The organism is Amycolatopsis sp. TRM77291 (assembly GCF_054166285.1).
This window is the reverse complement of the sequence record NZ_JBSZHF010000001.1, coordinates 429,817-454,741: the sequence shown is the minus strand read 5'-3', so window position 1 is coordinate 454,741 and position 24,925 is coordinate 429,817. Positions and strand designations below refer to the sequence as shown.

Annotated in this window: 25 protein-coding genes and 1 pseudogene; 12 read left to right on the top strand and 14 right to left on the bottom strand. The window is 69.3% G+C overall.

Features of this window, described 5'->3' with window-relative positions; genetic code table 11:
* Nucleotides 1-57: 57 nt before the first annotated feature.
* The gene (locus tag ACXIZN_RS02105; protein WP_457952246.1) at nt 58-1,569 is read right to left on the bottom strand and encodes an alpha/beta hydrolase; all 1,512 of its coding nucleotides are present in this window, start codon (nt 1,567-1,569) and stop codon (nt 58-60) included.
* A gap of 140 nt (nt 1,570-1,709) precedes the next feature.
* Here ACXIZN_RS02105 and ACXIZN_RS02100 point away from each other — a divergent pair, with 140 nt between their 5' ends.
* Together ACXIZN_RS02100 and ACXIZN_RS02095 are read left to right on the top strand one after the other, a co-directional pair.
* On the top strand, nt 1,710-2,294 hold the full coding sequence (locus ACXIZN_RS02100; protein WP_457952244.1) for a TetR/AcrR family transcriptional regulator: 585 nt from the start codon (nt 1,710-1,712) through the stop codon (nt 2,292-2,294).
* Nucleotides 2,295-2,396: 102 nt separating this feature from the next.
* Nucleotides 2,397-3,086 (top strand): hypothetical protein, encoded by a 690-nt coding sequence (locus ACXIZN_RS02095; protein WP_457952243.1) that lies wholly within the window; start codon nt 2,397-2,399, stop codon nt 3,084-3,086.
* A 59-nt stretch (nt 3,087-3,145) separates the two neighbouring features.
* Here the strand turns inward: ACXIZN_RS02095 and ACXIZN_RS02090 are convergent, their stop codons facing one another.
* The 7 genes from ACXIZN_RS02090 to ACXIZN_RS02060 all read right to left on the bottom strand — a co-directional run bounded on the left by ACXIZN_RS02090 (nt 3,146) and on the right by ACXIZN_RS02060 (nt 10,644).
* Nucleotides 3,146-3,517, bottom strand: coding sequence for an allophanate hydrolase-related protein (locus ACXIZN_RS02090; protein ID WP_457952241.1), 372 nt, complete (start codon nt 3,515-3,517; stop codon nt 3,146-3,148).
* A complete protein-coding gene (locus ACXIZN_RS02085; RefSeq protein WP_457952239.1) occupies nt 3,508-4,950 on the bottom strand; it encodes an NCS2 family permease in 1,443 nt (480 codons plus the stop codon). The genes ACXIZN_RS02090 and ACXIZN_RS02085 overlap by 10 nt, the downstream gene beginning before the upstream one ends.
* 211 nt (nt 4,951-5,161) lie before the next feature.
* The gene (locus tag ACXIZN_RS02080; RefSeq protein ID WP_126733435.1) at nt 5,162-5,656 is read right to left on the bottom strand and encodes a nucleoside deaminase; all 495 of its coding nucleotides are present in this window, start codon (nt 5,654-5,656) and stop codon (nt 5,162-5,164) included.
* A 32-nt stretch (nt 5,657-5,688) separates the two neighbouring features.
* Nucleotides 5,689-7,971: a xanthine dehydrogenase subunit D gene (gene pucD / locus ACXIZN_RS02075; RefSeq protein WP_457952238.1), complete on the bottom strand. Its 2,283-nt coding sequence runs from the start codon at nt 7,969-7,971 to the stop codon at nt 5,689-5,691.
* On the bottom strand, nt 7,968-9,317 hold the full coding sequence (locus tag ACXIZN_RS02070; RefSeq protein WP_457952236.1) for an 8-oxoguanine deaminase: 1,350 nt from the start codon (nt 9,315-9,317) through the stop codon (nt 7,968-7,970). Before ACXIZN_RS02070 ends, pucD begins: the two co-directional genes overlap by 4 nt.
* Nucleotides 9,314-9,784 carry a (2Fe-2S)-binding protein gene (locus tag ACXIZN_RS02065; RefSeq protein ID WP_125673221.1) on the bottom strand — a complete coding sequence of 157 codons (471 nt, stop codon included), beginning with the start codon at nt 9,782-9,784 and terminating at the stop codon, nt 9,314-9,316. The genes ACXIZN_RS02070 and ACXIZN_RS02065 overlap by 4 nt, the downstream gene beginning before the upstream one ends.
* Nucleotides 9,775-10,644 (bottom strand): FAD binding domain-containing protein, encoded by an 870-nt coding sequence (locus tag ACXIZN_RS02060; RefSeq protein ID WP_457952235.1) that lies wholly within the window; start codon nt 10,642-10,644, stop codon nt 9,775-9,777. Before ACXIZN_RS02060 ends, ACXIZN_RS02065 begins: the two co-directional genes overlap by 10 nt.
* A 136-nt stretch (nt 10,645-10,780) precedes the next feature.
* On the opposite strand from ACXIZN_RS02060, the gene ACXIZN_RS02055 reads away from it, so the two are divergent.
* The 5 genes and pseudogenes from ACXIZN_RS02055 to ACXIZN_RS02035 form a co-directional block, all read left to right on the top strand.
* Entirely contained in the window at nt 10,781-12,202 is a 1,422-nt protein-coding gene (locus tag ACXIZN_RS02055; RefSeq protein ID WP_457952233.1) for a PucR family transcriptional regulator, read from the top strand.
* 1 nt (nt 12,203) lies between these two features.
* Entirely contained in the window at nt 12,204-12,686 is a 483-nt protein-coding gene (locus ACXIZN_RS02050) for a MarR family winged helix-turn-helix transcriptional regulator (protein WP_457952231.1), read from the top strand.
* Between the two features lie 36 nt (nt 12,687-12,722).
* The gene (locus ACXIZN_RS02045) at nt 12,723-13,328 is read left to right on the top strand and encodes a DsbA family protein (RefSeq protein ID WP_126733441.1); all 606 of its coding nucleotides are present in this window, start codon (nt 12,723-12,725) and stop codon (nt 13,326-13,328) included.
* Nucleotides 13,329-13,338: 10 nt separating this feature from the next.
* Nucleotides 13,339-13,827 carry an N-acetyltransferase family protein gene (locus tag ACXIZN_RS02040; protein ID WP_457952229.1) on the top strand — a complete coding sequence of 163 codons (489 nt, stop codon included), beginning with the start codon at nt 13,339-13,341 and terminating at the stop codon, nt 13,825-13,827.
* 195 nt (nt 13,828-14,022) lie between these two features.
* Nucleotides 14,023-14,313 (top strand): annotated as a pseudogene (locus tag ACXIZN_RS02035) (HNH endonuclease signature motif containing protein); the annotation flags it as partial.
* Between the two features lie 64 nt (nt 14,314-14,377).
* On the opposite strand, the gene ACXIZN_RS02030 reads toward ACXIZN_RS02035, so the two are convergent.
* A complete protein-coding gene (locus ACXIZN_RS02030; RefSeq protein ID WP_457952227.1) occupies nt 14,378-15,016 on the bottom strand; it encodes a TetR/AcrR family transcriptional regulator in 639 nt (212 codons plus the stop codon).
* Between the two features lie 73 nt (nt 15,017-15,089).
* Between ACXIZN_RS02030 and wzt the strand changes: the two genes are divergently transcribed.
* Nucleotides 15,090-15,848 carry a galactan export ABC transporter ATP-binding subunit Wzt/RfbE gene (gene wzt, locus ACXIZN_RS02025; protein ID WP_457952225.1) on the top strand — a complete coding sequence of 253 codons (759 nt, stop codon included), beginning with the start codon at nt 15,090-15,092 and terminating at the stop codon, nt 15,846-15,848.
* Here wzt and ACXIZN_RS02020 read toward each other — a convergent pair.
* Complete coding sequence (locus ACXIZN_RS02020; RefSeq protein ID WP_457952223.1) at nt 15,824-16,069, bottom strand: hypothetical protein; 246 nt, start codon at nt 16,067-16,069, stop codon at nt 15,824-15,826. The genes wzt and ACXIZN_RS02020 overlap by 25 nt on opposite strands.
* A 371-nt stretch (nt 16,070-16,440) precedes the next feature.
* Between ACXIZN_RS02020 and ACXIZN_RS02015 the strand changes: the two genes are divergently transcribed.
* Complete coding sequence (locus tag ACXIZN_RS02015; RefSeq protein ID WP_457952221.1) at nt 16,441-16,782, top strand: hypothetical protein; 342 nt, start codon at nt 16,441-16,443, stop codon at nt 16,780-16,782.
* A 127-nt stretch (nt 16,783-16,909) separates the two neighbouring features.
* On the opposite strand, the gene ACXIZN_RS02010 is transcribed toward ACXIZN_RS02015, so the two are convergent.
* Complete coding sequence (locus tag ACXIZN_RS02010) at nt 16,910-18,106, bottom strand: DUF6986 family protein (protein ID WP_457952219.1); 1,197 nt, start codon at nt 18,104-18,106, stop codon at nt 16,910-16,912.
* Nucleotides 18,107-18,110: 4 nt separating this feature from the next.
* The gene (gene aceB, locus ACXIZN_RS02005) at nt 18,111-19,688 is read right to left on the bottom strand and encodes a malate synthase A (RefSeq protein WP_457952217.1); all 1,578 of its coding nucleotides are present in this window, start codon (nt 19,686-19,688) and stop codon (nt 18,111-18,113) included.
* A gap of 103 nt (nt 19,689-19,791) precedes the next feature.
* Between aceB and ACXIZN_RS02000 the strand changes: the two genes are divergently transcribed.
* The gene (locus ACXIZN_RS02000; protein WP_126733446.1) at nt 19,792-20,568 is read left to right on the top strand and encodes an IclR family transcriptional regulator; all 777 of its coding nucleotides are present in this window, start codon (nt 19,792-19,794) and stop codon (nt 20,566-20,568) included.
* Here ACXIZN_RS02000 and ACXIZN_RS01995 read toward each other — a convergent pair.
* Nucleotides 20,558-21,289: a TetR/AcrR family transcriptional regulator gene (locus ACXIZN_RS01995; RefSeq protein WP_457952215.1), complete on the bottom strand. Its 732-nt coding sequence runs from the start codon at nt 21,287-21,289 to the stop codon at nt 20,558-20,560. The two genes, ACXIZN_RS02000 and ACXIZN_RS01995, sit on opposite strands and share 11 nt — an antisense overlap.
* Nucleotides 21,290-21,396: 107 nt before the next feature.
* Between ACXIZN_RS01995 and ACXIZN_RS01990 the strand changes: the two genes are divergently transcribed.
* Together ACXIZN_RS01990 and ACXIZN_RS01985 are read left to right on the top strand one after the other, a co-directional pair.
* Complete coding sequence (locus tag ACXIZN_RS01990; RefSeq protein WP_457952213.1) at nt 21,397-22,893, top strand: MFS transporter; 1,497 nt, start codon at nt 21,397-21,399, stop codon at nt 22,891-22,893.
* Between the two features lie 89 nt (nt 22,894-22,982).
* The gene (locus tag ACXIZN_RS01985) at nt 22,983-23,552 is read left to right on the top strand and encodes a hypothetical protein (protein ID WP_457952211.1); all 570 of its coding nucleotides are present in this window, start codon (nt 22,983-22,985) and stop codon (nt 23,550-23,552) included.
* On the opposite strand, the gene ftsY is transcribed toward ACXIZN_RS01985, so the two are convergent.
* Nucleotides 23,549-24,871 (bottom strand): signal recognition particle-docking protein FtsY, encoded by a 1,323-nt coding sequence (gene ftsY / locus ACXIZN_RS01980; protein WP_457952209.1) that lies wholly within the window; start codon nt 24,869-24,871, stop codon nt 23,549-23,551. The two genes, ACXIZN_RS01985 and ftsY, sit on opposite strands and share 4 nt — an antisense overlap.
* Between the last annotated feature and the right edge of the window lie 54 nt (nt 24,872-24,925).

The window sequence follows — 24,925 nt, the reverse complement described above, 5'->3', positions numbered from 1 at the left end:
ACGTCTGGCGTCTCGAAAGTGGCTTTCGCGACACGGGGAGCAGGCGGCCCGGCGTCGCTAGGGAGCCGGCACCGGCAGCGGCATCCCGGGGACGCTCTGGTCGGCGGGGACCACCCCGTCGACCAGGTAGGCGTCCACGATCTCGTCCAGCTTGGGGTTCCCGTCGGCGTAGAGCCCGTGGTCACCCTCACCGGTCACGGTCAGCATCCGCGAGTTCGCGAACCCGGCGTGCGCCTTCCTGGCGCCCTCGATCGCCGTGGCCGGGTCGTGCTCGGAGTGCACGATCAGCACCGGCGGGACCCCCTTGCCGTCCATCTTCGGCAGCGGACGGGGTTCCTTGTCCCAGAACAGGCAGACCGAGGCGTTCAGGGTGCCGCCACCCGCCAGGAGCAGACCGCGATCGAGGTTCCGCTGTGAGGCGCGGATCAGCGATTCGCGGGTGCCGATGAAACGTCCCTCACCGCAGAGGGTGTTCCAGAAGGTGGCGTCCTGCGCGTCGGGGTGGTCACCCGCCGCGTCGACGGCGGCCTTCGCCTCGGCCCTGACCGCCGGGTTCTCCATCGCGTCCCGGATCTTGACCAGCAGGCCGGCCAGCGCCGGGAAGGTCGCCTTCTTGTACAGCATGTAGATGATGGCGGTGTCGAGTTCCATCGGCCCGCTCCCGTTCAGCGGGTTGCGGGACAAGGCGTAGCGGACCCGCTCGTAGTTCTGCCGGACTTCTTCGCCGTTGGTGCCGAAGTGGTACTTCGCGTCGTACCGCGCCATCCACGGCAGGAAGTCCTGCCGCCAGCGCCGTTCGAAACCGACCGGCTGCCGGTCGAACGTCTTCTGCCAGTCCGTGGTGAACTCCGTCGCGGAGTCCAGCACGAACCGCCCGGTCCGTTGCGGGAACTGCTGGGCGTAATGCGCGCCCAGCCAGGTGCCGCCCGAATACCCGACCCAGTTGATCTTCTCGCGGCCGAGCAGCGTCCGGAGCAGATCGAAGTCCCGGATCGTCTGGTGGGTGGTGATCAGCGGGCCGAGTTCGCCGCCGGCGCTCTGGCAGGACCTGGCCACGTGCTCGGCGTTGGCCAGGATCTGGTTCAGATTGCGCGGATCCCGGTCTCGTGGATCCAGCTGCCGGATGAGATCGGCCGTGCCCCGGCAGGTGACGTTGGTGCTCTTGCCGGTCCCGCGCACGTCGATGCCGATGATGTCCTGGTGCTCGCGCAGTTTCTCCTGCCCGCGGAACGTCACCGGGAACCAGCGCCCGGGTCCGCCCGGCCCGCCCGGGTTGGTGAGCACCGAGGCCGTCGAGGTGCCGGCGGCCTTCAGCCTGCTGACGGCGATGGTCAGGTCCTGCCGCTCGCCCGCACGATCCCAGTCCCGGGGTGTGCGGAACGTCGAGCATTCGAGCCCGCTGATGTCGGTGCCCGGCGGCAACGTGACCAGTTCCTCCGCCGCGCAGGGGTGCCAATCCAGCTTCTGGTCGGCGTAGTGGGCAGGGACGCTCGCCGAAGCCGGTGTGGCTCCGGCGAGCAGCCCGCCCACGATCACCGGGAGCAACCCGGCTGCCAAGAACCGCTTCATGCACTTCCCCCTTCTTCCTTTGGTTTCCCAACGGCTCACGACGCTAGGGCCGGGCACACCGGGCGGACATCGACCGCAGGTAGCGCCGGAAGGTGAACCAAGGTCGAAGGGACCATCGAAACTTGATAGAACGCTCTATCATGGGAGGCGTGACTGGAACGCGGGAACGCATCGTGAACGCCGGCGCCGAGCTGCTCCGGCGCAACGGGTACACCGGCACCGGGGTGAAGCAGATCGTCGAGGCGGCGAACGCGCCGTTCGGCTCGCTGTACCACTTCTTCCCGGGCGGCAAGGAACAGCTCGGCGAGGAGGTCATCCGCACTTCGGGGATGATGTACCTCGCGCTGTTCGAGATCTTCTTCGCCGACGAGCCGGACCTCGTCCACGGTATCGAGGCGTGTTTCGCCAGCGCCGCCGAGACGCTGAAGGCGACCGACTACGCCGACGCCTGCCCCATCGCGACGGTCGCGCTGGAGGTCGCCGGCACCAACGAGAAGCTGCGGATCGCGACGGCCGACGTCTTCACTGCGTGGATCGAGACCGGCGCCGAGAAGCTGGGCAAGTACGGCCTCGAACCCGAAGCCGCGCGCCGCCTCACCATCGCTTTGGTGAACAGCCTCGAAGGAGCGTTCGTGTTGAGCCGTTCGCTGCGTAACACCGAAGCGCTCGAGGTCGCGGGTGCCTCGTCGGTGGCGTACGCGCGCACGTTGCTCCCGGATGCGTGAAGCACCGACGGCGGAATCCTGAACACCGGGATTTTCCCGCAACGCATCACGGCTTCCGGCCGACCTAGCCGTCGCCAACACCGGAATCCGTTTGGGGAGCCCATGATCATCAGGAAGCTCGTGATCGGCACCATCGCCGCGGCCGCGCTGCTCACCGCGGGCGCGGTACCCGCGACCGCCGCCGAGGCCCAGCCGTCCACCCTCACCACGACGACCAGCGGCACCAGGATCGACGCCGGGCAGACCGTCACGATCTCCGGGAAGCTCACCAAGGCCGACGCCACGCCGATCGCGGGCGCCGAGGTGGGCATCTCGTTCTGCTTCAACGGCTTCTGCGGTGAAGCGCAGGCCAAGCCGGTCACTGACGCCGCCGGCGCGTACAGCGCGACGCTGACCCCGATCCGCACCGGCAACTACCGCGCCGACTTCTTCTCCACCGATCCGTCGATCGCGAACTCGGGCGCCGACACCGCGAAGATCGTCGTGCTCCACCCGGCGAAGATCACGTCGTTCGCGGCGGGCCGGGACGCGGCCAAGGCGGTGACCGGCTCCGGCACGATCGAGTTCCCCGGCCGGTACACCGCGAACCCGATCCCGGTCGAGCTCCAGTACTTCTCGTTCAGCACCTACCGCTGGACCACGGCGGCGACGGTCACCGCCACCTGGAACGGCACCACCTGGGCCTTCGCGGCTTCGGCCGAGCACCGTAAGCCCGGCGCCTGGCGGTCCTTCTACGCGGGCGCGCCCGAGATGTTCCACGCGGCGGCGAGCGACCTCGTCTTCGTGCTCTGACGTTCCGTGAAAGCCTCCTTCCCTACTCTCAAGGTAGGGAAGGAGGCCTTCACGGACCACTAGCGGGACGCGAGGTAGGCCCGCCAATCACCGACGGAGGAGATGTCCGTCAGTTCCGGCGAGTCCACATAGGACGAACGCAGGACGGTGGCGAGACAGGCCGCGCCGTCCTCCAGTTCGATGACGCCCAGCTCCAGTTCCGGCGGTTCGGCCGGGACGAGGTGATCCCGCAGCACCGTGAGCGGCAGGTCGTAGACCTCGCCCACGACCGACGCGGAACCGCCCTCGTGCATGGCCGGGAACCGGTCGCCCACGGAGTAGTAGTGGTACTTGGGCGCGGACCGGGCCACGCAGCACAACGGCGCGCCCCGCAACTGTTCGTGCAGCGGTCCGCCGCGCATCCCGCCGCCGTTGAGGAACATCAGAACCACGACATGATCCCTTCGATCCCGAAGTACACCCCGAACACCGCGGCCAGGATCCCGAGGATCCAGCCGATCTCGCGGATCTTGCCCTTGCAGATCTTGATCAGCACGTAGGCGACCAGCCCGGCGCCGATCCCGTTGGTGATCGAGTAGGTGAACGGGATCAGCGCGATGGTCAGGAACACCGGGATCGCGAAATCCAGGTCCCGCCAGGGGATCCGCGCGCATTGCGCCATCATCATCCCGCCGATGACCACCAGCGCGGGCGCCGCGGCCTGCGCCGGGACGATCGCCGCGATCGGCGTCAGGAACAGCGTGGCGGTGAACAGCGCGCCGGTGACGATGCTCGCGAGCCCGGTCCGCGCGCCCTCCCCGACGCCGGCGGCCGATTCGAGGAACACGGTGTTCGGCGCCGATCCGGTGACGCCGCCCGCCAGCGCGCCCGCGCCGTCGACCAGCAGGATCCGGCCCATCCCCTCGACCTTGCCGTTCTTGACCAGCCCCGCCTCCTCCGAGACGGACGTGATCGTGCCCATCGCGTCGAAGAAGCCGGACAGCACCAGCGTGAACAGGAACACCGCCGCCGTCACCGCGCCCGCCGACCCGAAGCCGCCGAAGAGGTCGATGTCGCCCAGCAGGCTGAAGTCGGGATGCGCCACGACCTGGTCGGGCACCTTCGGTTCGACCAGCCCCCAGCCTTCGACGTGGAACACGCTGTTGACCAGCACCGCGAGCCCGGTCGCGACCGCGATGCTGATCAGCACCGCGCCCGGCACGCCTCGGCTCACGAGCACGATCATCAGCAGCAGCCCGAGGCAGAAGATCGCGATCGGCCAGCCTTCGAGATGGCCGGCGATCCCCATCCGCACCGGCACCGTCGACTGCGCCGAATCCGGTGTCCTGGTCACGAATCCCGCGCTGACCAGGCCGACCAGCGCGATGTAGAGGCCGATGCCGACGGTGATCGCGACCTTGAGCGCCATCGGGATCGCGTTGATGATCCGTTCCCGGACACCGGAAACGGCCATCAGCACGATGCAGAAGCCTTCGAGGACCACGAGCCCGAAGGCCTGCGCCCACGTCATGGCCGGAGCCATCTGGAAGGCGACGACCCCGTTGACGCCGAGACCGGCCGCGAGCGCCAGCGGCGCGTTGCCGACCAGTCCCATCAGGATCGTGGTGACGCCGGCCGCCAGCGCGGTCGCGGTGGTGATCGCCTCGGTGGTCAGCTTCGCGCCGGTGATGTCGGCCGACGCGCCGAGGATGAGCGGGTTGAGCAGCACGATGTAGCACATCGCGACGAACGTGGTGATCCCGCCGCGCACCTCGCGGCCGATCGTGCTGCCGCGATGGGAGATCTTGAACCAGCGGTCGAGCCCGGACAGCCGCCCCGGCTCGGGCGAGGGCAGGTGGGGACGCTCGGTACCTAATTGGGTCATGCCTACTCCACAACGTTGTGGGGCGGGAAGATTCGCTCAGCAAGCCGGTCGGCGGAGCAGTTGTGGCAGCCGAACCAGCCGACTACGACGTGAACCCGCCCCGGTCGAAGACCCCGTTATCGCGGCGGCAGGGCGCCTCCTCACACCTGACACACGTCGCTTTGAGAACGAGTGCCCTGGCGACGCGATAACGGTCGCGGGTTCACCTGGATCAGTAAGCCTTCTTGTCGGGTTTCGACAGCCAGGCCTGGAAAGGCGCGAAGGAGTCCGGAAGGGACAGTTGGCCGACGGGTAGTGACCAGGTCTCGCGCGGACGGGAAAAGAGGTCGTAGAACTCGCGGTCGTCGAAGCCCGCCTCGGCCGCGTCGTGGCGGTCCGCGGCGTAGACGACCTTGCCGACACGCGCCCAGAGCGCGGCGGAAAGACAGAGCGGGCAGGGCTCGCAGGAGGTCACGAGGACGCAGCCGTCGAGTTTGTAGTCGCCGATCGCCTGGCAGGCCGCGCGGATCGCGACCACCTCGGCGTGCGCCGTCGGGTCCAGCGTCGGCGTCACCTGGTTGGTCCCGGTGGCCAGCACCGAACCGTCCCGGACGATCATCGCGCCGAACGGTCCGCCGCCGCGCTCGACGTTCGAGGTGGCCAGCCGGACGGCTTCGGCGAGCCATTTCTGCTCGTCGGACTCCGAAATGGACAGACGGGTACCCACGGATGTGCTCCTAGCTCGGAAAAGTACAGGTATCAGGTGCCGGTGAGGTGCTCGGGACGCACCGGGACGCGGGGCAGCGCGAGCCCGGTGGCCGCGCGAATGGCCGCGACGATCGCCGGGGTGGACGAGATCGTCGGCGGTTCCCCGACCCCGCGCAGACCATACGGCGCGTTCGGGTCGGGCCGTTCCAGGACGTCGATGTCCATCGGCGGCATGTCCAGCACGGTCGGGATCAGGTAGTCGGTGAACGACGGGTTGCGGATCTTCCCACCGTCGGTCTGGATCTCCTCCATCACCGCGAGCCCGAGCCCCTGCGCGGAACCGCCCTGGATCTGGCCGAGCACCGCCTGCGGGTTGAGCGCCTTGCCGACGTCCTGCGCGCAATCGAGCGCGACGACCTTGATCAGGCCGAGTTCGGTGTCGACGTCCACGACCGCGCGGTGTGCCGCGAAGCCGTACTGGACGTGCGCGTTCCCTTGCCCTGTCTCGGGATCGATGGGCACGGTCGGACGGTGCCGCCATTCCACGGTCTCGTCGAAGACCTCGTCGCCGAGGACGTCGGCGAGATCCGCGAGCACGCTGCCGTCGGCGGAGACGACCTTGCCTCCGACGACGTTCAGCTTCCCGTCCGTGGCGAGTTTGCCCGCCAAGTGCTTGTGCAGCCCCGAACGCACCGCGACGCACGCGGCCTGGACGGCGCCACCGGTGACATAACTCTGCCGGGAGGCCGAGGTCGAACCGCCGTTGCCGATGTTCGTGTCCATCGGCAGGATCGTCACCTGGTCGATGCCGAGTTCGGTCCGCACGATCTGCTGCATGATCGTGACCAGGCCCTGGCCGACCTCGCAGGCGGCGGTGTGCACGGTCGCCGCGGGTTCGCCGCCGACGAGCTGCAGCCGCACGCGGGCGGTCGAGTAGTCGTCGAAACCCTCGGAGAAGCAGATGTTCTTGATGCCGACCGCGTAGCCGACCCCGCGGACGACGCCCTCGCCGTGCGTGGTGTTGGAGACGCCGCCGGGCATGCGGCGCAGGTCGAGTTCTTCGTGCGTGACCGGCAACGGCTTGGCGCGCAGGCGTTCCAGCAGCTCGGCGACCGGGGCCGCCGAGTCGACGATCTGCCCGGTCGGCATGACGCTGCCTTCGGCCATCGCGTTGCGGATCCGGATGTCGACCGGGTCGAGGCCGCACGCCTCGGCGAGCTTGTCCATCTGGGACTCGTAGGCGAAGCCCGCCTGCACCGCGCCGAACCCGCGCATCGCGCCGCAAGGCGGGTTGTTGGTGTACACGCCCCAGCAATCGACCGAAGCACTGTCCACATTGTACGGACCGACGCCGAGGGTCGCGGCGTTCGCGACCACCGCGCCGGTGGACGAAGCGTACGCGCCGCCATCCAGGTACAGCTTCGCCCGGACGTAGACGAGGCGACCGTCCTTGTCCGCGCCGTGCTCGTAGTACATCTTCGCCGGGTGGCGGTGCACGTGACCGTAGAAGGATTCCTCGCGGTTGTAGACCATCTTGACCGGCTTGCCGGTGTGCAGCGCCAGCAGACACGCGTGGACCTGGATCGAGAGGTCCTCGCGGCCGCCGAACGCGCCGCCGACCCCGCCCAGCGTCAGCCGAACCTTGTCCTTGGGCAGGCCCAGCGCGGCGACGATCTGCTGCTGGTCGACGTGAAGCCACTGCGTGGCCACGTAAAGGTCGACACCGCCTTCGGTGTCCGGGATCGCCATACCCGACTCCGGCCCGAGGAAGGCCTGGTCCTGCATGCCGACCTCGTAGACCCCGGACACCACGACGTCGGCCTTCACGGACTGGGCACCGTGCCGGATCTTCGCGTACCGCACGACGTTCCCGCCGGGGTGCAGCTCGGCTCCCTCGCCGGCGGCGGCCTTCTCGGAGTCCGTCACCGGTTCGAGGACCTCGTAGGAGACCTTGATCCGCTTCATCGCCCGGCGCGCGGTCTCGGGGTGGTCCGCGGCGACGAGCGCGACTGGCTCTCCCTGGTAGCGCACGACGTCGACGGCGAGCACCGGCTGATCCGCGTGCTCCAGCCCGTACTTGTTCACGCCCGGCACGTCTTCATGGGTCAGCACCGCGTACACCCCTTGCACGGCAAGGGCTTCGGTGATGTCGATGCCGGTGATCCGCGCGTACGGATGCGGGCTGCGCAGCGTCGCGCCCCACAGCATGTCCTCGTGCCACAGATCCGAGGAGTAGGCGAACTCGCCGCGGACCTTGACCGTGCCGTCGGGCCGCTGCGGGCTCGTCCCCACCCCGTTCCCGGTGGTCTGCTTGGAGACTTCAGTGGTGGTCATACCGTCTCCCTCAGCCGCGCACTGGCCACGGCCAGCTCACGGGCGATCTCGTCTTCGGATTCCTCGCGCAGTGTTCCGCCTTCGACGACGGCCGCGCCGCCGACGTACAGCCGCTCGACCGGCGGGGTCGTGCCGAGCACCAGGGCGGCGACCGGATCGGTGATCCCGGCGTAGTTCAGACCGTTCAGGTTCCAGACCGCGAGGTCGGCGAGCTTGCCGACCTCGATCGAGCCCAGGTCCTTCTGGCGGCCGAGGCAGCGCGCGCCGCCCATCGTGCCCATCCACAACGCCTCGCGCGTGGTCAGCCCGCGCGGTCCGCCGCGCTGCCGCGCCTGCAAGAGCGCCTGGTGCAGTTCCTCGCCGAGGCCCCCGGATTCGTTGGACGCCGCGCCATCGGCGCCGAGCCCGACGGGCACCCCCGCGTCGAGCAGCTGCCGGACCGGGGCGATCCCGGCGCCGATCCGCCCGTTGGACGTCGGGCAATGCGCCGCGCCGGTGCCGGTGGCGCCCATCCGCCGGATCGCCTCGGGGGCGAGGTGGATCGAGTGCGCGAGCCAGACGTCGTCGGCGAGCCAGCCGAGTTTGTCGGCGTATTCGGCCGGGGTGCAGCCGACTTCGGCGAGGCACTGCTTCTCCTCGTCGACCGTCTCGGCGAGGTGGGTGTGGAGGCGGACTCCCTTGCGGCGCGCCAATTCCGCCGCGCCGGTCATCAGCTGCTCGCTCACCGAGAACGGCGAACACGGCCCTGCCGCGATCTGCAGATGCGCGCCGGCGGAGGCGTCGTGGAACCGCTCGATCGCGGCCTCGGTGCCGAGCAGCGCGGCCTCGGTCTCCTCGACGAGGTTGTCCGGCGGGAGCCCGCCCTGCGACTCGCCCCGGTCCATCGAGCCGCGGACGACCTGCAGCCGCACGCCGACCCGGATCCGGGCGGCGGCGAGGGCCTCGACCTGGTCGCCGCCGTCGCGCGGGAAGACGTAGTGGTGGTCGGCGACCGTGGTGCAGCCGGTGGTCGCGAGCCGGGTGAGCCCGGCCGTGGCCGCCGCGTGCGTGATCTCGGCGTCGAGCCTGCCCCAGACCGGGTACAGCGCGACCAGCCACTCGAAGAGCGTGTGGTCGGCGGCGAGGCCGCGCGTGGCCCATTGGTAGAGGTGGTGGTGGGTGTTGATCAGACCGGGCGTGACCAGGCAGCCGGAGCCGTCGACGCGTTCGTCGTACTCGCCGTCGGGCGCCTTCCCCGCGCCGACCGCCGCGATCCGGTCGTTCTCGATGACGACGTGGCCCGAGGCGTGCTCGGTGCCCGCTCCGTCGACCGTGGCGATCGCGGCGTTCTCGATGACGGTCTTCACGTGGTCTCTCCCCTGGTCGCGGCCAACCGGACGGCGTCGAGGATCTTCTCGTATCCGGTACACCTGCAGAGGTTCCCCGCCAGCGCCTCGCGAATCTCCTCGTCGGCGGGGTTTTCGACGCGGTTGAGCAGATCGTGCGCGGCCACCACGAGGCCGGGCGTGCAGAAACCACATTGGACGGCACCCGCGTCCACAAAGGACTGCTGGACGCGGTCCAGCTTGTCGCCCTCGGCGAGCCCTTCGACCGTGCGCACCTCGCGGCCCTCGACCTGACCGGCGGCGACCAGGCACGAACACACCGGGACGTCGTCGAGGTACACCGTGCAGGAGCCGCATTCCCCCTGTTCACAGGCGTTCTTCGAGCCCGGGAGGCCGAGCCGCTCGCGGAGGACGTACAGCAGGCTTTCGCCCTCCCAGACGTCGTCGGCCTGGCGGGACTCGCCGTTGATCGTCACGTTCACGCGCACTCGCGTTCACCCTTCTGGAAGTCGTTCCACGCCCAGGTCAGCGTTCGCCGCGCCAGGACGGACAGCGCGTGCTTGCGGTAGTCGGCGCTGCCGCGGACGTCGTCGATCGGCGACGCCGCTTGGGAGACCAGTTCGCCGAACCGGCGTTTGACGGAATCGGTGATCGAAGCCTTGGTGGACCAGGGAAGTTCGTCGCCGAGGAACTCTTCGGCCGCGGTCGCGCGGCGCGGGGTCGGCGCCGCCGAGCCGACGGCCGCGCGGATCTCGCGAGTGTCCAGGTGCAGCGCCAGCGCGAACGAGCAGACCGCGATGACCATCGCGTTGCGCGTGCCGACCTTGGCGAATTGCTGCGGGCCGACCTCGGCTGGCAGGTGCACCGCGGTGATCAGCTCGTCGGGTTCGAGGGCGTTGCGTTTGACGCCGAGGTAGAACTCCTCGGCCGGGATCAGCCGGGTGCCGCGGACGGAGGCGGCTTCGACCTCGGCGCCGAGCACGAGCAAGACGGGATGCGTGTCCCCGGCGGGCGAGGCGGCGCCGAGGTTGCCGCCGACGGTGCCCCGGTTGCGGATCTGCGGCGAGCCGACGGTGCGCGAGGCCATCGCCAACGCGGGCAGAACTTCACCCAGCTCAGCGATCACCCGGACGTAGGGCACCGAGGCGCCGAGGCGGATCCTGCCGTCGGTTTCGGTCCACTCGGCGAGTTCGGTGACGCGGTTGAGATCGAGCAGCGCGCCGGGGCGGCGGTGGTCGAAATTGAGCTCCACCATGACGTCCGTGCCGCCCGCGATGGGCACCGCGTCGGGCCGCTCGGCCTTGACGGCGAGCGCCTCGGTCAGCGAGCTGGGGCGCAGGAAATCCACTCTCGGGCTCCTCGGTTCGGCGGCGTTGTGTGACGGCTGACTCAGTAGACGCCCTGCGCCCGTACGGCGGCAACGGTGCCGAAGCATGAAATCTCCCCTGCACGCGCCGGTCGTTTTGTGCTTTCCTACAAACCTGATGACGACCGTGAAAACTCTGCTCGCGCTCCCCGGGCTGCGCTTGCGCGTCCGCGCCGGGACGGCTTTGCTCGACCGTCCGGTGTCCCGGATCTACGTCACGGAACTGTCCGACCCCGGGCGGTACGTGTCGGCGGGCGAGCTCGTCCTGAGCGGGTTGCTGTGGTGGCGCGGGCCGGGTGATTCGGAGGCGTTCGTCGCGGCACTCGCGAAGGCGGGGGCGGCGGCGCTGGCGGCCTCCGGAGCCGACTCCGACGGGATCCCCGAAGACCTCGTCGAAGCCTGTACGCGACACGGGATCCCGCTGCTGGAGGTGCCGGCGGACCTGTCGTTCTCGGTCGTCACCGAACGCGTCGTCCTGGCACTGGCCGCGGCCGCGGAAGGCGCCCGCAAACGTTTGCTTTCGGCGGCGACGGAAGACTCGTCGGTCGAAGCCCTCCTGGAACGGGCGCGCGGCGAGATCGGGCTCCCCTGCTGGGTGGTGCCTGTCGGCACCCCGTCGGAGCTGGTGCGCCGGTTCGTCGCCGCGGGCGGGCGTTCCCTCGAAGCCGACGATGTCTTTGTCCGGCCCGTCGGCGGCAGGCACGCGTTGCCGTGGCTGCTCGCGATCGGCGGCAGGCTGACCGCCTCACAGGCCGAGATCGCCGAGGAACTCGCCGGGCTGATCGGGCTCGCGCGCACGCGGGCGGACGAGGTCCGGGCCGTCACCGACAGGGTGCTCGAACCGTTGCTCGCCGCGCTCGACGAAGGGGGCGATCCGCACGCGGCGCTGGCCGCGACCGGGCTGCGCGGCGATCTGCGGGTCGTCGTCGCGCGCACCGAAGGATCCGAAGCGGCACGCGGCATCCTGACCGAACTCCTGCCGCCGGGCGCACTCGTCGGCCCCGCCGGGGAGACCACCTGGGCACTGGCCGGGGACGACGGCGAATGGCCCGAGGACTGGCCCGCCACGGTGACCGGCACTTTGACCGGAGTCGAGTCCCTGTTGCCGTGCCGCCGGGTGCTGATCGGTGTCAGCGACCGCTCCCCGGTTTCCGTGCTGCGGGGCGCGAAAGAGGTCGCGCGCCACGCGCTGGCCGTGGCGGCGGAACGGCCCGGCACGATCGAGGTCGTCCCCGGCGGCGAGATCGGCATGCACCGGCTGCTGCTGGCGGGCGCGCCCGACGACCTGCGGGCGGCGTTGCGGCGGCGGGTGCTGGGCCCGCTGCTGAGCTACGACGCCGAACAGGGCACCGATCTGGTGCACACCCTGCGCGTCTACCTCGAATGCTCCGGCTCGCCGACGCGGGCCGCGCGGGCGCTGCACGTCCACGTCAACACGTTGCGGTACCGGATCGGGCGCGCGAGTGAACTGCTCGGCACCGACCTGACCGAGTTCACCGAACAGCTCGACGTCTATTTGGCCTTGTCGGCAGGGAGCTGAAATGGGCATCACCACGGCGAAAGAAGCCGCCTACGACCCGCGCGTGGTCGCCTTCGGCCGGATGATGGGCGCCGCGAACCGGCTCGAATACCTGCTCGGCCGCGCGCTGGAGGCCGAATGCGGGATCTCGCACCTGATGTTCGAGGTCCTGCTCATCGTCGGCAGGTCGGGCGACACCGGGATGAGCATGCGCGCGATCGCGCAGGAGCAGGTGCTGACCACCGGTGGCGCGACGCGGCTGGTCGACCGGATGACCACCCTCGGCCTCGTCGTCCGTGCGTCCGATCCGCAGGACCGTCGTGTGCAGCTCGTGCGGCTGACCGCGCAAGGCGAGGAGACGACCGTCCGGGCGGCGCGGGTGCACGTCGAGAACATCCAGCGGCTCTTCCTCGACCCGCTGCCCGCGGACCATCGCGAACGGTTCGCGCAGGACCTCCGGACGCTGAGCCACTCGGCACGTGACGCACTCCCCAAGCTCCGGTAGGAATATCTGACCAGTCAGACATCGTTGGTTCGCGTCATGAAGCTCATCTATGTCTTCGACGCGTACTGCGGCTGGTCGTACGGGTTCGCCCGCACCATGGCCGACGTCGCGCACCGGCATCCGGACCTGCCGGTGGAAGTGGTGTCCGGCGGTCTTTTCCTCGGCGGGCGACGGGTGCCGATCCGGCAGTTCGGCTACGTCCAGGGGGCCAATGCCGAGATCACCCGCCGGACCGGCGCGCCGTTCGGGGAGAGCTACGAACGGCTCATCGCGGACGGGGAGTTCGTCATGGACTCCGAGGCCGCCGCCTGCGGAATGGCCGCGTTGCGCGAAGTCGGGCCGGACCGCGCGGTACGGCTCGCGGCGCTGCTTCAGGAGGCGTTCTACCTCGACGGGCTGAGCCTGTCCGAGGTCTCGACCTATCGCGTGGTCGCGCAGCGGGCGGGCCTGGACGGGGACGCCGTTGAAGCCGCACTGGACCGGGTTTCCGCCGCGGACGATTTCCGGCGGGCGCGGGAATTGGGTGTCACCGGCTATCCGACTCTTCTGGCCTCCTTGCCGTCGGAGCAGGTGGTGACCCTGGTCGCCGGAAACGCGAGCGCGGACGAAGTGGAACGGCGGATCGGCGCGCTGGTTTCCTAAACTCGGCGCCATGTCTCCTTCTTTGATGTTGCGCCAGGCGATGCCCACGGACGCTGACGCCGTCGCGAAGATCTGGTACCACGGCTGGCAGGACGGCCATCTCGGCAACGTGCCCGACTCGCTCGTCCGGATCCGCACCCGCGGATCGTTCTGGGAGCGGGCCGCGGACCGTGTCGGCGACACGACCGTCGCCGTGCTGGACGACGAGGTGGCGGGTTTCGTGATGGTCGTCGGGGACGAGGTCGAACAGGTCTACGTTTCGTCGGACCATCGCGGGAGCGGGGTGGCCGGTGCACTACTCGCGGAAGCCGAAAGGCTGGTGAGTGCGGGCGGCCACTCGCGCGCCTGGCTCGCGGTGGCGCCGGGGAACGCGCGGGCGCGGCGGTTCTACGAGCGGTGCGGGTGGGCCGACGAGGGCGAGTTCGACAACCGGGTCGCCGGCCCTGACGGCCCGGTTTCGGTGCCTTGCCTGCGCTATGCCAAGCCCGTTCGCAGTTAGCCGACCAACTGCGGCAGCATTTAGCCGACTAAGTGCGGCATGCGTTTAGTCGACCAAATACGATATGCGTTTAGCCGACTAAACGCTTTCCTTGCGCGGACTTCACGAGCGCCGACGCCACGACCGTGGCGGCCCCGCGAGCAGCCGCGCGTTTAGTCGGCTAAATGCGGTCCGCTTTCTTTGCGTGATCCCNGATTCGTCACCCCAGGGCAACGACGCGCGTTGAACATCCGCGACGGCGGCTGCGCCTTCCCCGGCTGTCACCGGAAACCCAAGAACTGCCACGCCCACCACATCATCCACTGGGCAGACAACGGACCCACCGACCTCCGCAATCTCGTGCTCCTGTGCGGTTTCCACCACCGGCTGATCCACCACGGCGACTGGGAAGTCCGCATGGCCGCCGACGGATTACCGGAGTTCATTCCGCCCCAGTATCGAGATCCGCTTCGGCAACCCCGCCGCAACACCCTGCACCACCGCTGAACGTCGAGGAGCCCGTCGGTCACACCGGCGACGGGCCCTTCGGCATGCCCCGAATCAGATCCCTTCAAGCCGATCCCGAAGACCCACCCGAAACCAGATAGGCCAACGCCATCGCGGTCGTCTCGCTCGCCCAAACATTCCAGCTCAAACCGTCGGACCAGAACCGGCCGCTGGCCGCCCGATGCACACAAGACCCGATGACGGTCCGGCTAGTCATCCGGATCGCCTTTTCCCCGTCCGGCCGCCGGACTTCCCCGAGGCAAGGCCGAGCCGCCTCCACGAAATCGCGCTGGATCGTGGCCAGCGCTTGGAGGCCGCGGTCCCGCCCTTCGGTGCGCTGGCTGTCGAGCAGCTCGGAGAAGATGCGGTCGTGACGGGCGAAGGTGCCCGCCAAAGCCTGGGTGAACGCACCGACGACCCCACTCAGGCCGGGCTCCGCAGCGCCGAGCGCGTCGCGGACGCCGGTCTCCAACTGCCCGAGCAGTTCGTCCTTCACGGCATACAGCAACTGGTTCTTGCCGTCGAACCGGCGATAGATCGCGCCCACCGACATTCCCGCCCGCTCGGCGACCGCCGCGACGGTGAACTCCTCGAAGCCCTGGCCTGCCAGAACGTGCTCGGCGGCGGCCAGCACCTTCCGCAGGGACTCCCGGCTGCGGGCTTGCTGCGGCGGCCGGAAGCCCTGATCGACGGATCGACTCACCGGCCGCACGTTACCTCACGCAGATGCGAATGATAACTTCCGTTCGCATCTGACGAGAGCAAGGAGGCCGTCCGTGGTGAGCATCGAGGTGCGGGGCGCCTACGTAGATTTCCCGATCTTCGACGCCAAAACCCGGTCACTGAAGAAACGGGTACTCGGCAAGGTCGGCGGCAAGATCGGCACCGGCTCGAAGGTCCCCATCATCGAGGCACTGAGGGACGTCTCGCTGTCGCTACGCGAGGGCGATCGCGTCGGTCTGGTCGGGCACAACGGCGCCGGGAAGTCCACGCTCCTGCGGTTGCTGTCCGGCATCTACGAGCCGACCAGGGGCACCGCGCGCGTCGTCGGGCGGATCGCGCCGGTGTTCGACCTCGGCGTTGGCCTGGATCCCGAGGTCTCCGGCCATGAAAACATCCTCATCCGGGGCCTGTTCCTCGGCATGAGCCGCAAACAGATGACGAAACGGGTCGACGACATCGCGGAGTTCACCGAACTCGGCGACTACCTGCACCTGCCCTTACGCACCTACTCCGCCGGCATGCGGGTCCGGCTCGCACTCGGCGTGGTCACCACCATCGACCCGGAGATCCTCATCCTCGACGAGGGACTCGGCGCGATCGACGCCGCGTTCCTCAACAAGGCGCGCGAACGGCTGGTCGACCTCGCCCGCCGCTCCGGAGTGCTGGTGTTCGCCTCCCATTCGGACGAACTGCTGCGGGAACTGTGCTCCACGGCCCTTTGGATGGACGAGGGCCGCATCCGCGCACGCGGCTCACTCGAGGAGGTACTCGCCACCTATCACGGCGATCAAAGGAAGATCTTGACCAGCTGATCCTGTCCGTCCGGATCCCGCAGCACGACCTGTTTGCCCGCGCGGAGTTCCGCGTCGACGAACTCGTAGATCAGCAGCGCGCGGTTGACCAGGTCGACCTTCTTCAGCCCGGTGCGCTCCTGCAGTTTGCCCAATGCGTCGACCGCCTCGGTGATCAGCGCGACGTTGACGCGATCGACCACCGCGGGGCGGCCGGTCGCGGTCTCCTCGACCGATGGCATACCCGCTCCCTTCCCTGCGACCGGAGGGCCGCGCACATCATCGTTGCATAGAACTTGCGTATTAACCACACTTTAAGTAGCGATCATGTGTGAAGTGGTTGCGCGCCCACCGTGACCGACGCTACGGTTCCCGGACCGGCATCGCGGTAGAGAACAACCTCACGCAGGCCCGTCTCCATGCGGCGGGTACCACCATCGAAGGTGCGGCCACGGCCTTCACGCGTGAGGCGCCCGAAGGGGAAAGAGGACCGGACAACCGCGAGCTGGGGGTTCGTCCGGTCCCGGCAGCCGAGAATCGGCTGTCCCCCAGTGGTCCCCAGCTTGACGCGCCAACCCGGGCTCGCCTGACTGGGCAAGAAAGGGCACGACGCATGGGTGCCGAAATCGACGGCGTGGACAACACGACGTCCGAAGAGATGGCGAGTTGGGCAGGAACACCAACCCAGCTCGCCCGCGTCAGGATCGAGACGTCGGAGTTGACGGCGGAGGCGGCGGTGCCCGCGAGCCAGACACACCGGCTGCTCACCACGATCCTCGACACGCTGGTGGTACTCGGAGCCGTTCTCGGTCCGGCGCTGACGCTGCAGGTGGTTCCGGCCACCTTCCCGGCGGGAGTGACGGCCGGGACGATCGCAGGCCAGCTCGCCATGCTGGCGCTCGTCGCGAGGTCCGTGCACCGCCGGGGAAAACCCGGCCCGCTGCCGACGGACTGAGGCGGGAAGGCCGAGCAGCGGCTGAGCGAGCGTCTGCCACGAAAGACGTTCGCTCAGCCGCTGCTCATACCGGCCGAGCAGCGGCTGAGCGAGCGTCTGCCACGAAAGACGTTCGCTCAGCCGCTGCTCATACCGTCCGTCGCGCGTAGCCGTCCAACTCCGCCCGGGAGAACGAAAGCTCCCCCACGTCGACGGCGCCACAATCCAGCCCCCGCACCAAGAAGCTCGCCAAGGCCTGAGCGGTCGCCGGCTCGTCCAGCACTCCACGACCGGTCTGGTCCGCGTAATCCCGCAACCGGCCCAGCGCGGCCGCGAAACCTTCGCGGAAGAACGCGTACGTGGCGGCGAACCGGGTCGGCAGCTGGTGCGGGTGCAGATCCCAGCCCTGGTAGAAGCCCCGCTCCAGAGAACGCCGCACGAGCCGCAGATGTTCGCGCCAGGCCGGGAGGATCGCGTCGCCGACGGGCAGCTTGTTCGTCGAGCCGTCGGAAAGCCGGACGCCGGTGCCCGCGGCCGAAACCTGCATGAGCTGCTTTGCGAAGTCGGCGGCCGGATGTTCCATGCTCTGGTACTCGGCGCTGATCCCGAGCCCGGCGCTGTAGTCGTAGGTTCCGTAGTGCAGCCCCGAGCACCGGCCGCGCGCGGCTTCGATGATCCGCGGCACCGCCACCGTCCCATCGATGTCCACAATGGACTGGGCGGTCTCGATCTGGACTTCGAACCGCAACGCGCCGTCGGGCAGCCCGTACGCGGTTTCGAGGCGCTCCATGACATCCGCCGCCACTTCGACCTGCTCGACGGCGGTCACCTTCGGCAGCGTGACGACGAAACCGTCCGGCAGCGGGCCGCTTTCCAGCAACCCGGCCAGGAAGAGGTCGAGAGTGCGGATGCCGCGGCGGCGGGTCGCCTGCTCGAAGCTCTTGAACCGGATACCCACGAACGGCGTGCCGCCCGTGACGGCGAGGGTCCTCCCGGCGGCGAGCGCGATGGCGTCCTCTTCGCCGTCGCCCGGCCTGCCGAGACCGTCCTCGAAGTCGATCCGCAGATCCTCGATCGGCTCGGTCAGCAGTTTGGTCCGGACCCGGTCGGCGATGTCCGCGTCCAGGCCCAGCTTGTCGGCGTGCTCGCCGAAAACCCGCAAGGCCTGCTTGCCCCAGTCCGCCACGAGCCGCGTCTTGTACTGCGACGCGGGCACGTACACGGTGTGCACGGGCTGGCGGCCGGGCGGCTCGCCGGGATACTTGGCCGTGACGCGCGCGTCGGCCTCGGCCAGACGCGCGTCAGCGGCGGTGTAAACGTCCTCGGTGAGCCGCCCGTTCCCCATCTGTCTACTTGATCCGTTCGTAGGCGGGCAGGGTCAGGAAGTCCGGGAACTCGTCGGCGAGCGCGACCTGCTCGAACAGCTCGACGGCGGGCTCCAGCAGCTCCGGCTTGATCTCGGCGGCGAGTTCGCCGCGGACTTCGGCCAGCACGCCGCGCACCAGTTCCCCGGTCACCTTGTCGCCGGTGTCGAGCTGGGTGCCGTTGCGCACCCACTGCCACACCTGCGAACGCGAGATCTCCGCGGTGGCCGCGTCCTCCATCAGGTTGTGGATGGCCGCCGCGCCGTTGCCGCCCAGCCAGGAGGCGATGTAGCGGATGCCGACGTCGACGGCGGCGCGCAGCCCGGCCGCGGTGGCGCTGCCCGGCGTCGAAGCGGCGTCGAGCAGCTGGTCGGCGGTGACGGACACCTCGTCGCGGGTGCGGTCGAGCTGGTTCGGCTTGTCGCCGAGGACCTTGTCGAACTCCTCGCGGCAGATGTCCACCATGCCGGGGTGCGCGACCCAGGAACCGTCGAAGCCGTCGCCCGCCTCACGGCTCTTGTCGGCGCGGACCTTGTCGAGCGCCGCGGCGGTGACCTCCGGGTCCTTGCGGTTCGGGATGAACGCGGCCATCCCGCCGATCGCGAACGCGCCGCGCTTGTGGCAGGTGCGCACCAGCAGCTCGGTGTAGGCGCGCATGAACGGCGCGGTCATGGTGACCGAGTTGCGGTCCGGCAGGACGAACTTCTCCCCCGCGTCACGGAAGTACTTGATGACGCTGAACAGGTAGTCCCAGCGGCCGGCGTTGAGGCCGGAGGCGTGCTCGCGCAGTTCGTAGAGGATCTCCTCCATCTCGAACGCGGCCGGGATGGTCTCGATCAGCACGGTCGCGCGGACGGTGCCGTGCTCGATGCCGAGCGCCTTCTCCGCGTGGGTGAAGACGTCGTTCCAGAGCCGGGCTTCGAGGTGGCTCTCCATCTTCGGCAGGTAGAAGTACGGGCCCTTGCCGCGGTTGAGCAGTTCCTGCGCGTTGTGGAAGAAGTACAGGCCGAAGTCGACCAGCGCGCCGACGGCCTGGCGCCCGCCGAAGGACAGGCCGCGCTCGTCGAGGTGCCAGCCGCGCGGGCGGACGACGATGGTCGCGTGCTCGACGTCGTCCTTCAGCGCGTAGCTCTTGCCGCCGCTTTCCAGCGTGATGGTCTCGCGGACCGCGTCGTACAGGTTGACCTGGCCGGAGACGACGTTCGCCCAGTGCGGCGTGTTGGCGTCTTCGAGGTCGGCGAGCCAGACCTTGGCGCCGGAGTTCAGCGCGTTGATGGTCATCTTGCGGTCGGTGGGGCCGGTGATCTCGACCCGGCGGTCGCGCAGCGCGGGCGGCGCCTCGGCGACCTTCCAGTCGCCCTCGCGGATCTCCTTGGTCTCGGGCAGGAAGTCGAGCTTGCCGGTGACCCTGGCCTCTTCGCGGCGCTTGCTCCTGGCCTGCAGCAGCTCGTCGCGGCGGGCGGCGAAGGCCTCGTGCAGGCCGGCGAGGAAGGCGAGCGCCTCCGGCGTGAGGATTTCGTCCCCGCGCTCGACCGGATCGCCGAGCACCTGAGCTTCAGACATGAGTAACACCCCGAGTTCGGAAAGATAACGTCCCTACGGTTTTACATGACGGACTATAGTTTCTGCATAGCGGAACATCAACGCAGACGTAAGGAGTACCACGGTGGCAGCGGAGAAGAACGGGCGCGACGGCGGCGTCCAGTCCCTTCAGCGGGCCTTCGAGCTCCTCGAGCATCTCGCGGACACCGGCGGGGAGGCCAGTCTTTCGGAGCTGGCGACCCTGTCCGGGTTGCCGATGCCGACCATCCACCGGCTGATCAGGACACTGGTGGACCTGGGTTACGTCCGGCAGAACACCAACCGCCGGTACGCGCTGGGCGCCCGCCTCATCCGGCTGGGCGAGAACGCCAGCATGCAGTTCGGCTCGTGGGCCCGCCCGCTGCTCGCGGAGCTGGTCGACGAGGTCGGCGAGACCGCGAACCTCGCCGTCCTCGAGCGCGACGAGGTCGTCTACGTCGCCCAGGTGCCCTCGAAGCACTCGATGCGGATGTTCACCGAGGTCGGACGGCGGCTCCTGCCGCACGGCACCGGCGTGGGGAAGGCGATGCTCGCGCATCTGCCGTCCGACGACGTCACGGCGCTGCTCGCCCGGACGGGCATGCCCTCCTACACCGAGCACACCTTCACCGACCAGGACGCGCTCCTGCGCGAGCTGGCGAAGATCGCCCAGCAGGGTTACGCACTCGACGAGGCGGAGCAGGAGCTGGGCGTCCGTTGCGTGGCCGTCGCGGTCCCGGGCGCGCCGGTGCCGGCGGCCGTCTCGGTGTCCGGACCGTCGGGACGGCTGACGATGGAGGCCGTCGAGCGGATCGCGCCCGTCGTCCAGCGGATCGCGAACTCGCTCGGTTCGACCCTTTCGAAGGACGGGGTCACCGTTTGAGCCTGGCCTCCAGGCCGTCGAGCATCCTGTCCAGCCCGTAGCGGAACTTCTCGTCACGGAGCCGGACCGGATCGGTTTCGGCGACGGCCCTGGCGAGCATCTCCCGCTGGTGCGGATGCCCCTGCACCGCCTCTTCGACGGCGGGCCGCAGCCGCTCCGCCCAGTCGCTTTCGCTCCGGCCGCTCCTGGCGACGGTCGTGAGCCAGGCCGCCTCGGTCGTCCCCATGCCGATGACGTAGGAGATCACCGCGCTGATCGCCTGATCGGCCTCGTCGCCGGGAAACCCCGCGGCCACGAAGATCCCCAGCAGCCGCTCGTTGAGCCGCATGACGTTCGGTCCCAGATACGACAGGCCGACCGAGCCGAGCAATGAGGCGACCCACGGGTGCCGCAGGATCATCGCGCGGACGCTTTCCGCCCCCACGACGGCGGCTTCACGCCACCGCGCCGGATCGTCGCCGTCCGGCACGGTGATCTCGCCGTAGACCTCGTCGACGACCAGTTCGATCAGCTCGTCGCGGTTGGCCACGTGCCGGTAGAGCGAGGTCGCGCCCGCGTTCAACGCGGTGCCCAGCCTGCGCATGCTCAGCGCGTCGACACCTTCGACGTCCAGGAGCCGGACGGCCTCGGCCACGATCTGCGCCTGGCTCAACGCGGGTTGATCCCGCTTGCGGCGAGGACGGGTCCATACCGACTGGATCGGTTGCTCCTCGATCGACATGCCCCCATCTTAGCGCACGAAGTACCCCCTTGCGTACGCCGTTTCGTTCTGCGTACAGTGTGCGCATCAGCCGAACAACGTACGCAACCACTTCTGGGGGTATCCCGATGAACGAACCCGTCCGCGATCCACGCCGCTGGTGGATCCTGATCGTGTTGTGCCTGAGCACGCTCGTACTGGTCGTCGACAACATGGTGCTGACGGTCGCCGTCCCGCCGCTGGCCGAAGACCTCGGCGCCAGCGCCCAGGACACGCAGTGGATCCTGGACTCCTACATCCTGGTGTTCGCCGGCCTGCTGCTCACGTCGGGAAGCCTCGGTGACCGGTTCGGCCGCCGGAAGGTGATGCTCATCGGCCTCCTCCTCTTCGGAGTGGCCTCACTCGTCGCGGCGTTCGCCGCGAACCCGCTCGAACTGATCGTGTCCCGCGCGGTGATGGGCGTCGGCGGCGCGCTGATCATGCCGAGCACCCTGTCGATCCTGATCACCGTCTTCGACGACGAGGAGCGCCGCAAGGCGATGGCGGCGTGGAGCGCGGTCGCGATGATCGGCCTGATCGGCGGCCCGGTGCTGGGCGGCGTGCTGATCGCGTGGTTCTGGTGGGGCGCGGTGTTCCTGATCAACGTGCCGATCGTCGTCATCGCGGTGATCGCCGCGCTCACGCTGATGCCGGAGTCCAAGGGCCCGTGGCAGAAGCCCGACCCGCTCGGCGCGCTCCTGTCGGCGGCGGGCATGGTCGCGCTGGTCTGGACGATCATCGAGCTCCCCAAGCACGGCATCGCCGAGGCGGGGACCTTGATCCCGCTGGCGGTCGCGGTGGTGTGCCTGACCGGTTTCGTGTTCTGGGAGCGGCACACGCCGTCGCCGATGGTCCCGCTCAAGCTGTTCCGCGAGCGCAACTTCAGCGGCGGCAGCCTGTCGCTCACGCTGGTGCAGATCGGCAACGGCGGGCTCCTGCTGCTCCTCACCCAGTACCTGCAGTTCGTGCTCGGCTACACCCCGACCGAGGCGGGTCTCGCGTTCATCCCGATGGCCGTCGCGTCGCTGCTGTTCAACACCCTCGGCGCCACGCTGGGCCAGAAGATCGGCAACCGGGCACTGGCCACCGTCGGGATGATCGTGATGGCAGGCGGTTTCGGACTGCTCGCGACGATGTCGGCGAACGAAGGTTTCCTGCTGCCCGCCATCGCACTGTTCCTGCTCGGAGCGGGCGGCGGGCTGGCGATGCCGGCGGCGATCGCGGCGCTGATGGGCGAGGTCCCGGAAGAGCAGGCCGGGGTCGGCTCGGCGCTCAACGACACCATCCAGCAGCTGGGTGCCGCGCTCGGCATCGCGATCCTGGGCAGCGTCGTGTCGGGCCTGTTCACCGCGAACATGCCCGAGTCCGCCCCGGCGCAGGCACGGCTTTCGATCGGTGACGCCTTCGCGACCGGCGACGGCGGCCTCATCGCCGCGGCCCGCGAGTCGTTCACCTCGGCGATGTCGACGACGTTCCTGGTGAGCGCGGTCGGTGTGCTGGCCGCGGCGGTGCTCGCGTTCCTGGTGATGCGGGACAAGAAGACCGCACCGGAGGGGACCGAGGAGAAGGCCCCGGCCGCCGTCTGACGAAAACGCGCGAAGGCCCCTCTTTCGGCTCAGCCGGAGGAGGGGCCTTCGCCGTAACCTCGAAACAGGGCCGAGCGAGGGGATGTCAGATGGTCGAATCGGTTATCGCCTGGATCGGACAGAAAGTCGCGGAGAAGACGCTCGACCGGATGGTGACCGTAGGCGACCGGAATACACGGCGCCACGATCTCAGCGTCGAAGGTGCCGAAGCGACCAGCGACCTCGACATCATCGTGAAGTACACCCTGCCGTACTGGCGGAGCGCGAAAGCACCGGTACGGCTGATCTTGCAGAGGGTCGACGGCTACCCCGAGACCCTGAGCCTGCCCATGGTGCTCGGGGAAACCCTCCGCGTGAGACTGAGGCGGGGCACCTACGAGATCACGGCGTGGGTCGTCCAGCTCTCGCTCTTGCACGGCCAGACCGAGACCGTGCACGCCGTCGGATGGCAGCGGCTCTGGCTGGGCCACAACCGCACCAAGAAGGCCCGGCTGCGCCCGGCGCCGGTGCTCGTCGAGGCGCCCCGAAGACTCAGGCCCAAACGAAGCGGAGCCAAAGCGGACGCACCCAAGCCGTCACGCAAGCCCTCCAAAGCCCGGGCAGTTCAGCCCGGGCTTCCCGCCGGCGGCAGGCGGATCGGGCAGCCGTCCGGGTCCTAGCTGCTGAGCAGGGCCTCGACGAACGCGCCCGGCTCGAACGGCGCCAGGTCGTCCGGCCCCTCGCCGAGGCCGACCAGCTTGACCGGCACCCCGAGTTCGCGCTGCACCTGGAAGACGATGCCGCCCTTCGCGGTGCCGTCCAGTTTGGTCAGCACGATGCCGGTGACGTCGATGACCTCCGAGAACACGCGGGCCTGCATCAGCCCGTTCTGCCCGGTGGTGGCGTCGAGTACCAGCAGCACCTCGTCGACCTTCGCCTGCTTCTCGACGACTCGCTTGACCTTGCCCAGCTCGTCCATCAGGCCGGTCTTGGTGTGCAGGCGGCCGGCGGTGTCGATCAGGACCGTGTCCACGCCCGCCTCGGTGCCGCGTTTGACGGCGTCGAAGGCGACCGCCGCCGGGTCCGCGCCTTCCTTGCCGCGCACGACCTCCGCGCCCACGCGCTCGGCCCACGTCTGGAGCTGGTCCGCCGCGGCGGCGCGGAAGGTGTCGGCCGCGCCGAGCACCACGGTGCTCCCCTGCGCGACGAGCACCCGGGCGAGTTTGCCGGTGGTGGTGGTCTTGCCGGTGCCGTTGACCCCGGCGACCAGCACGACGGCGGGCTGCTTCTTCCCGTCGACGGTGTGCGGCAGCGCGCGGACGGCCCGGACCGCGTCGGTCGACAGGGCCGCGGTCAGCACTTCCTGCAAGACCGCGCGCGCCTCCTCCGAGGTCCGCACGGCGCGGCGCTTCAGCTCGTCACGAAGGCGTTCGACGATCTCGGTGGTCGTCGCGGCGCCGAGGTCCGCCATGAGCAGCGTGTCTTCGACGTCCTGCCAGGAGTCCTCATCCAGGTCACCGGCGCCCAGCAGGCCGAGCAGGCTCTGCCCGAACACCGAACGGGATTTGCCCAGCCTGCCGCGCAGCCGCTCCAGGCGGCCGGTGGCCGGGGCGATCTCCTCGACGGGGGCGGGCTCGGGGGCCGCTTCCTCAGCGGCTTCGGGGGCTTCGGCGGGTTCGGGAAGTTCGACGTCGCGCACCGTGCGCTGCGCGGAATCCCTCGGCACCGCCGCGTCGTCCCCGACGGCGGGCTGCCCCTCGGTCTCCGGGCGATCCTCGACCGGGTGCTCCGGCTCCTCGGTCTTCTCTCCACCAGGGGCGAGCGCGATCCCGCCTGTCGCGGTATAACCGCCGCCCTTCGGCTTCTCGACGACGTCGGCAGCCTTGGACTCGTCCAGGCTGATCCGGCGGCGGCGCGCGATGAGCAGCCCGGCCACCAGTACGGCGACCAGGACCACGACGGCAACGACAACGATCCAGAACCAGGGGGTACTCGACACGGCGCCATCCTCGCATCCGCACCCCGTCGCGCTCAGACGCCCCACGGGAAGCAA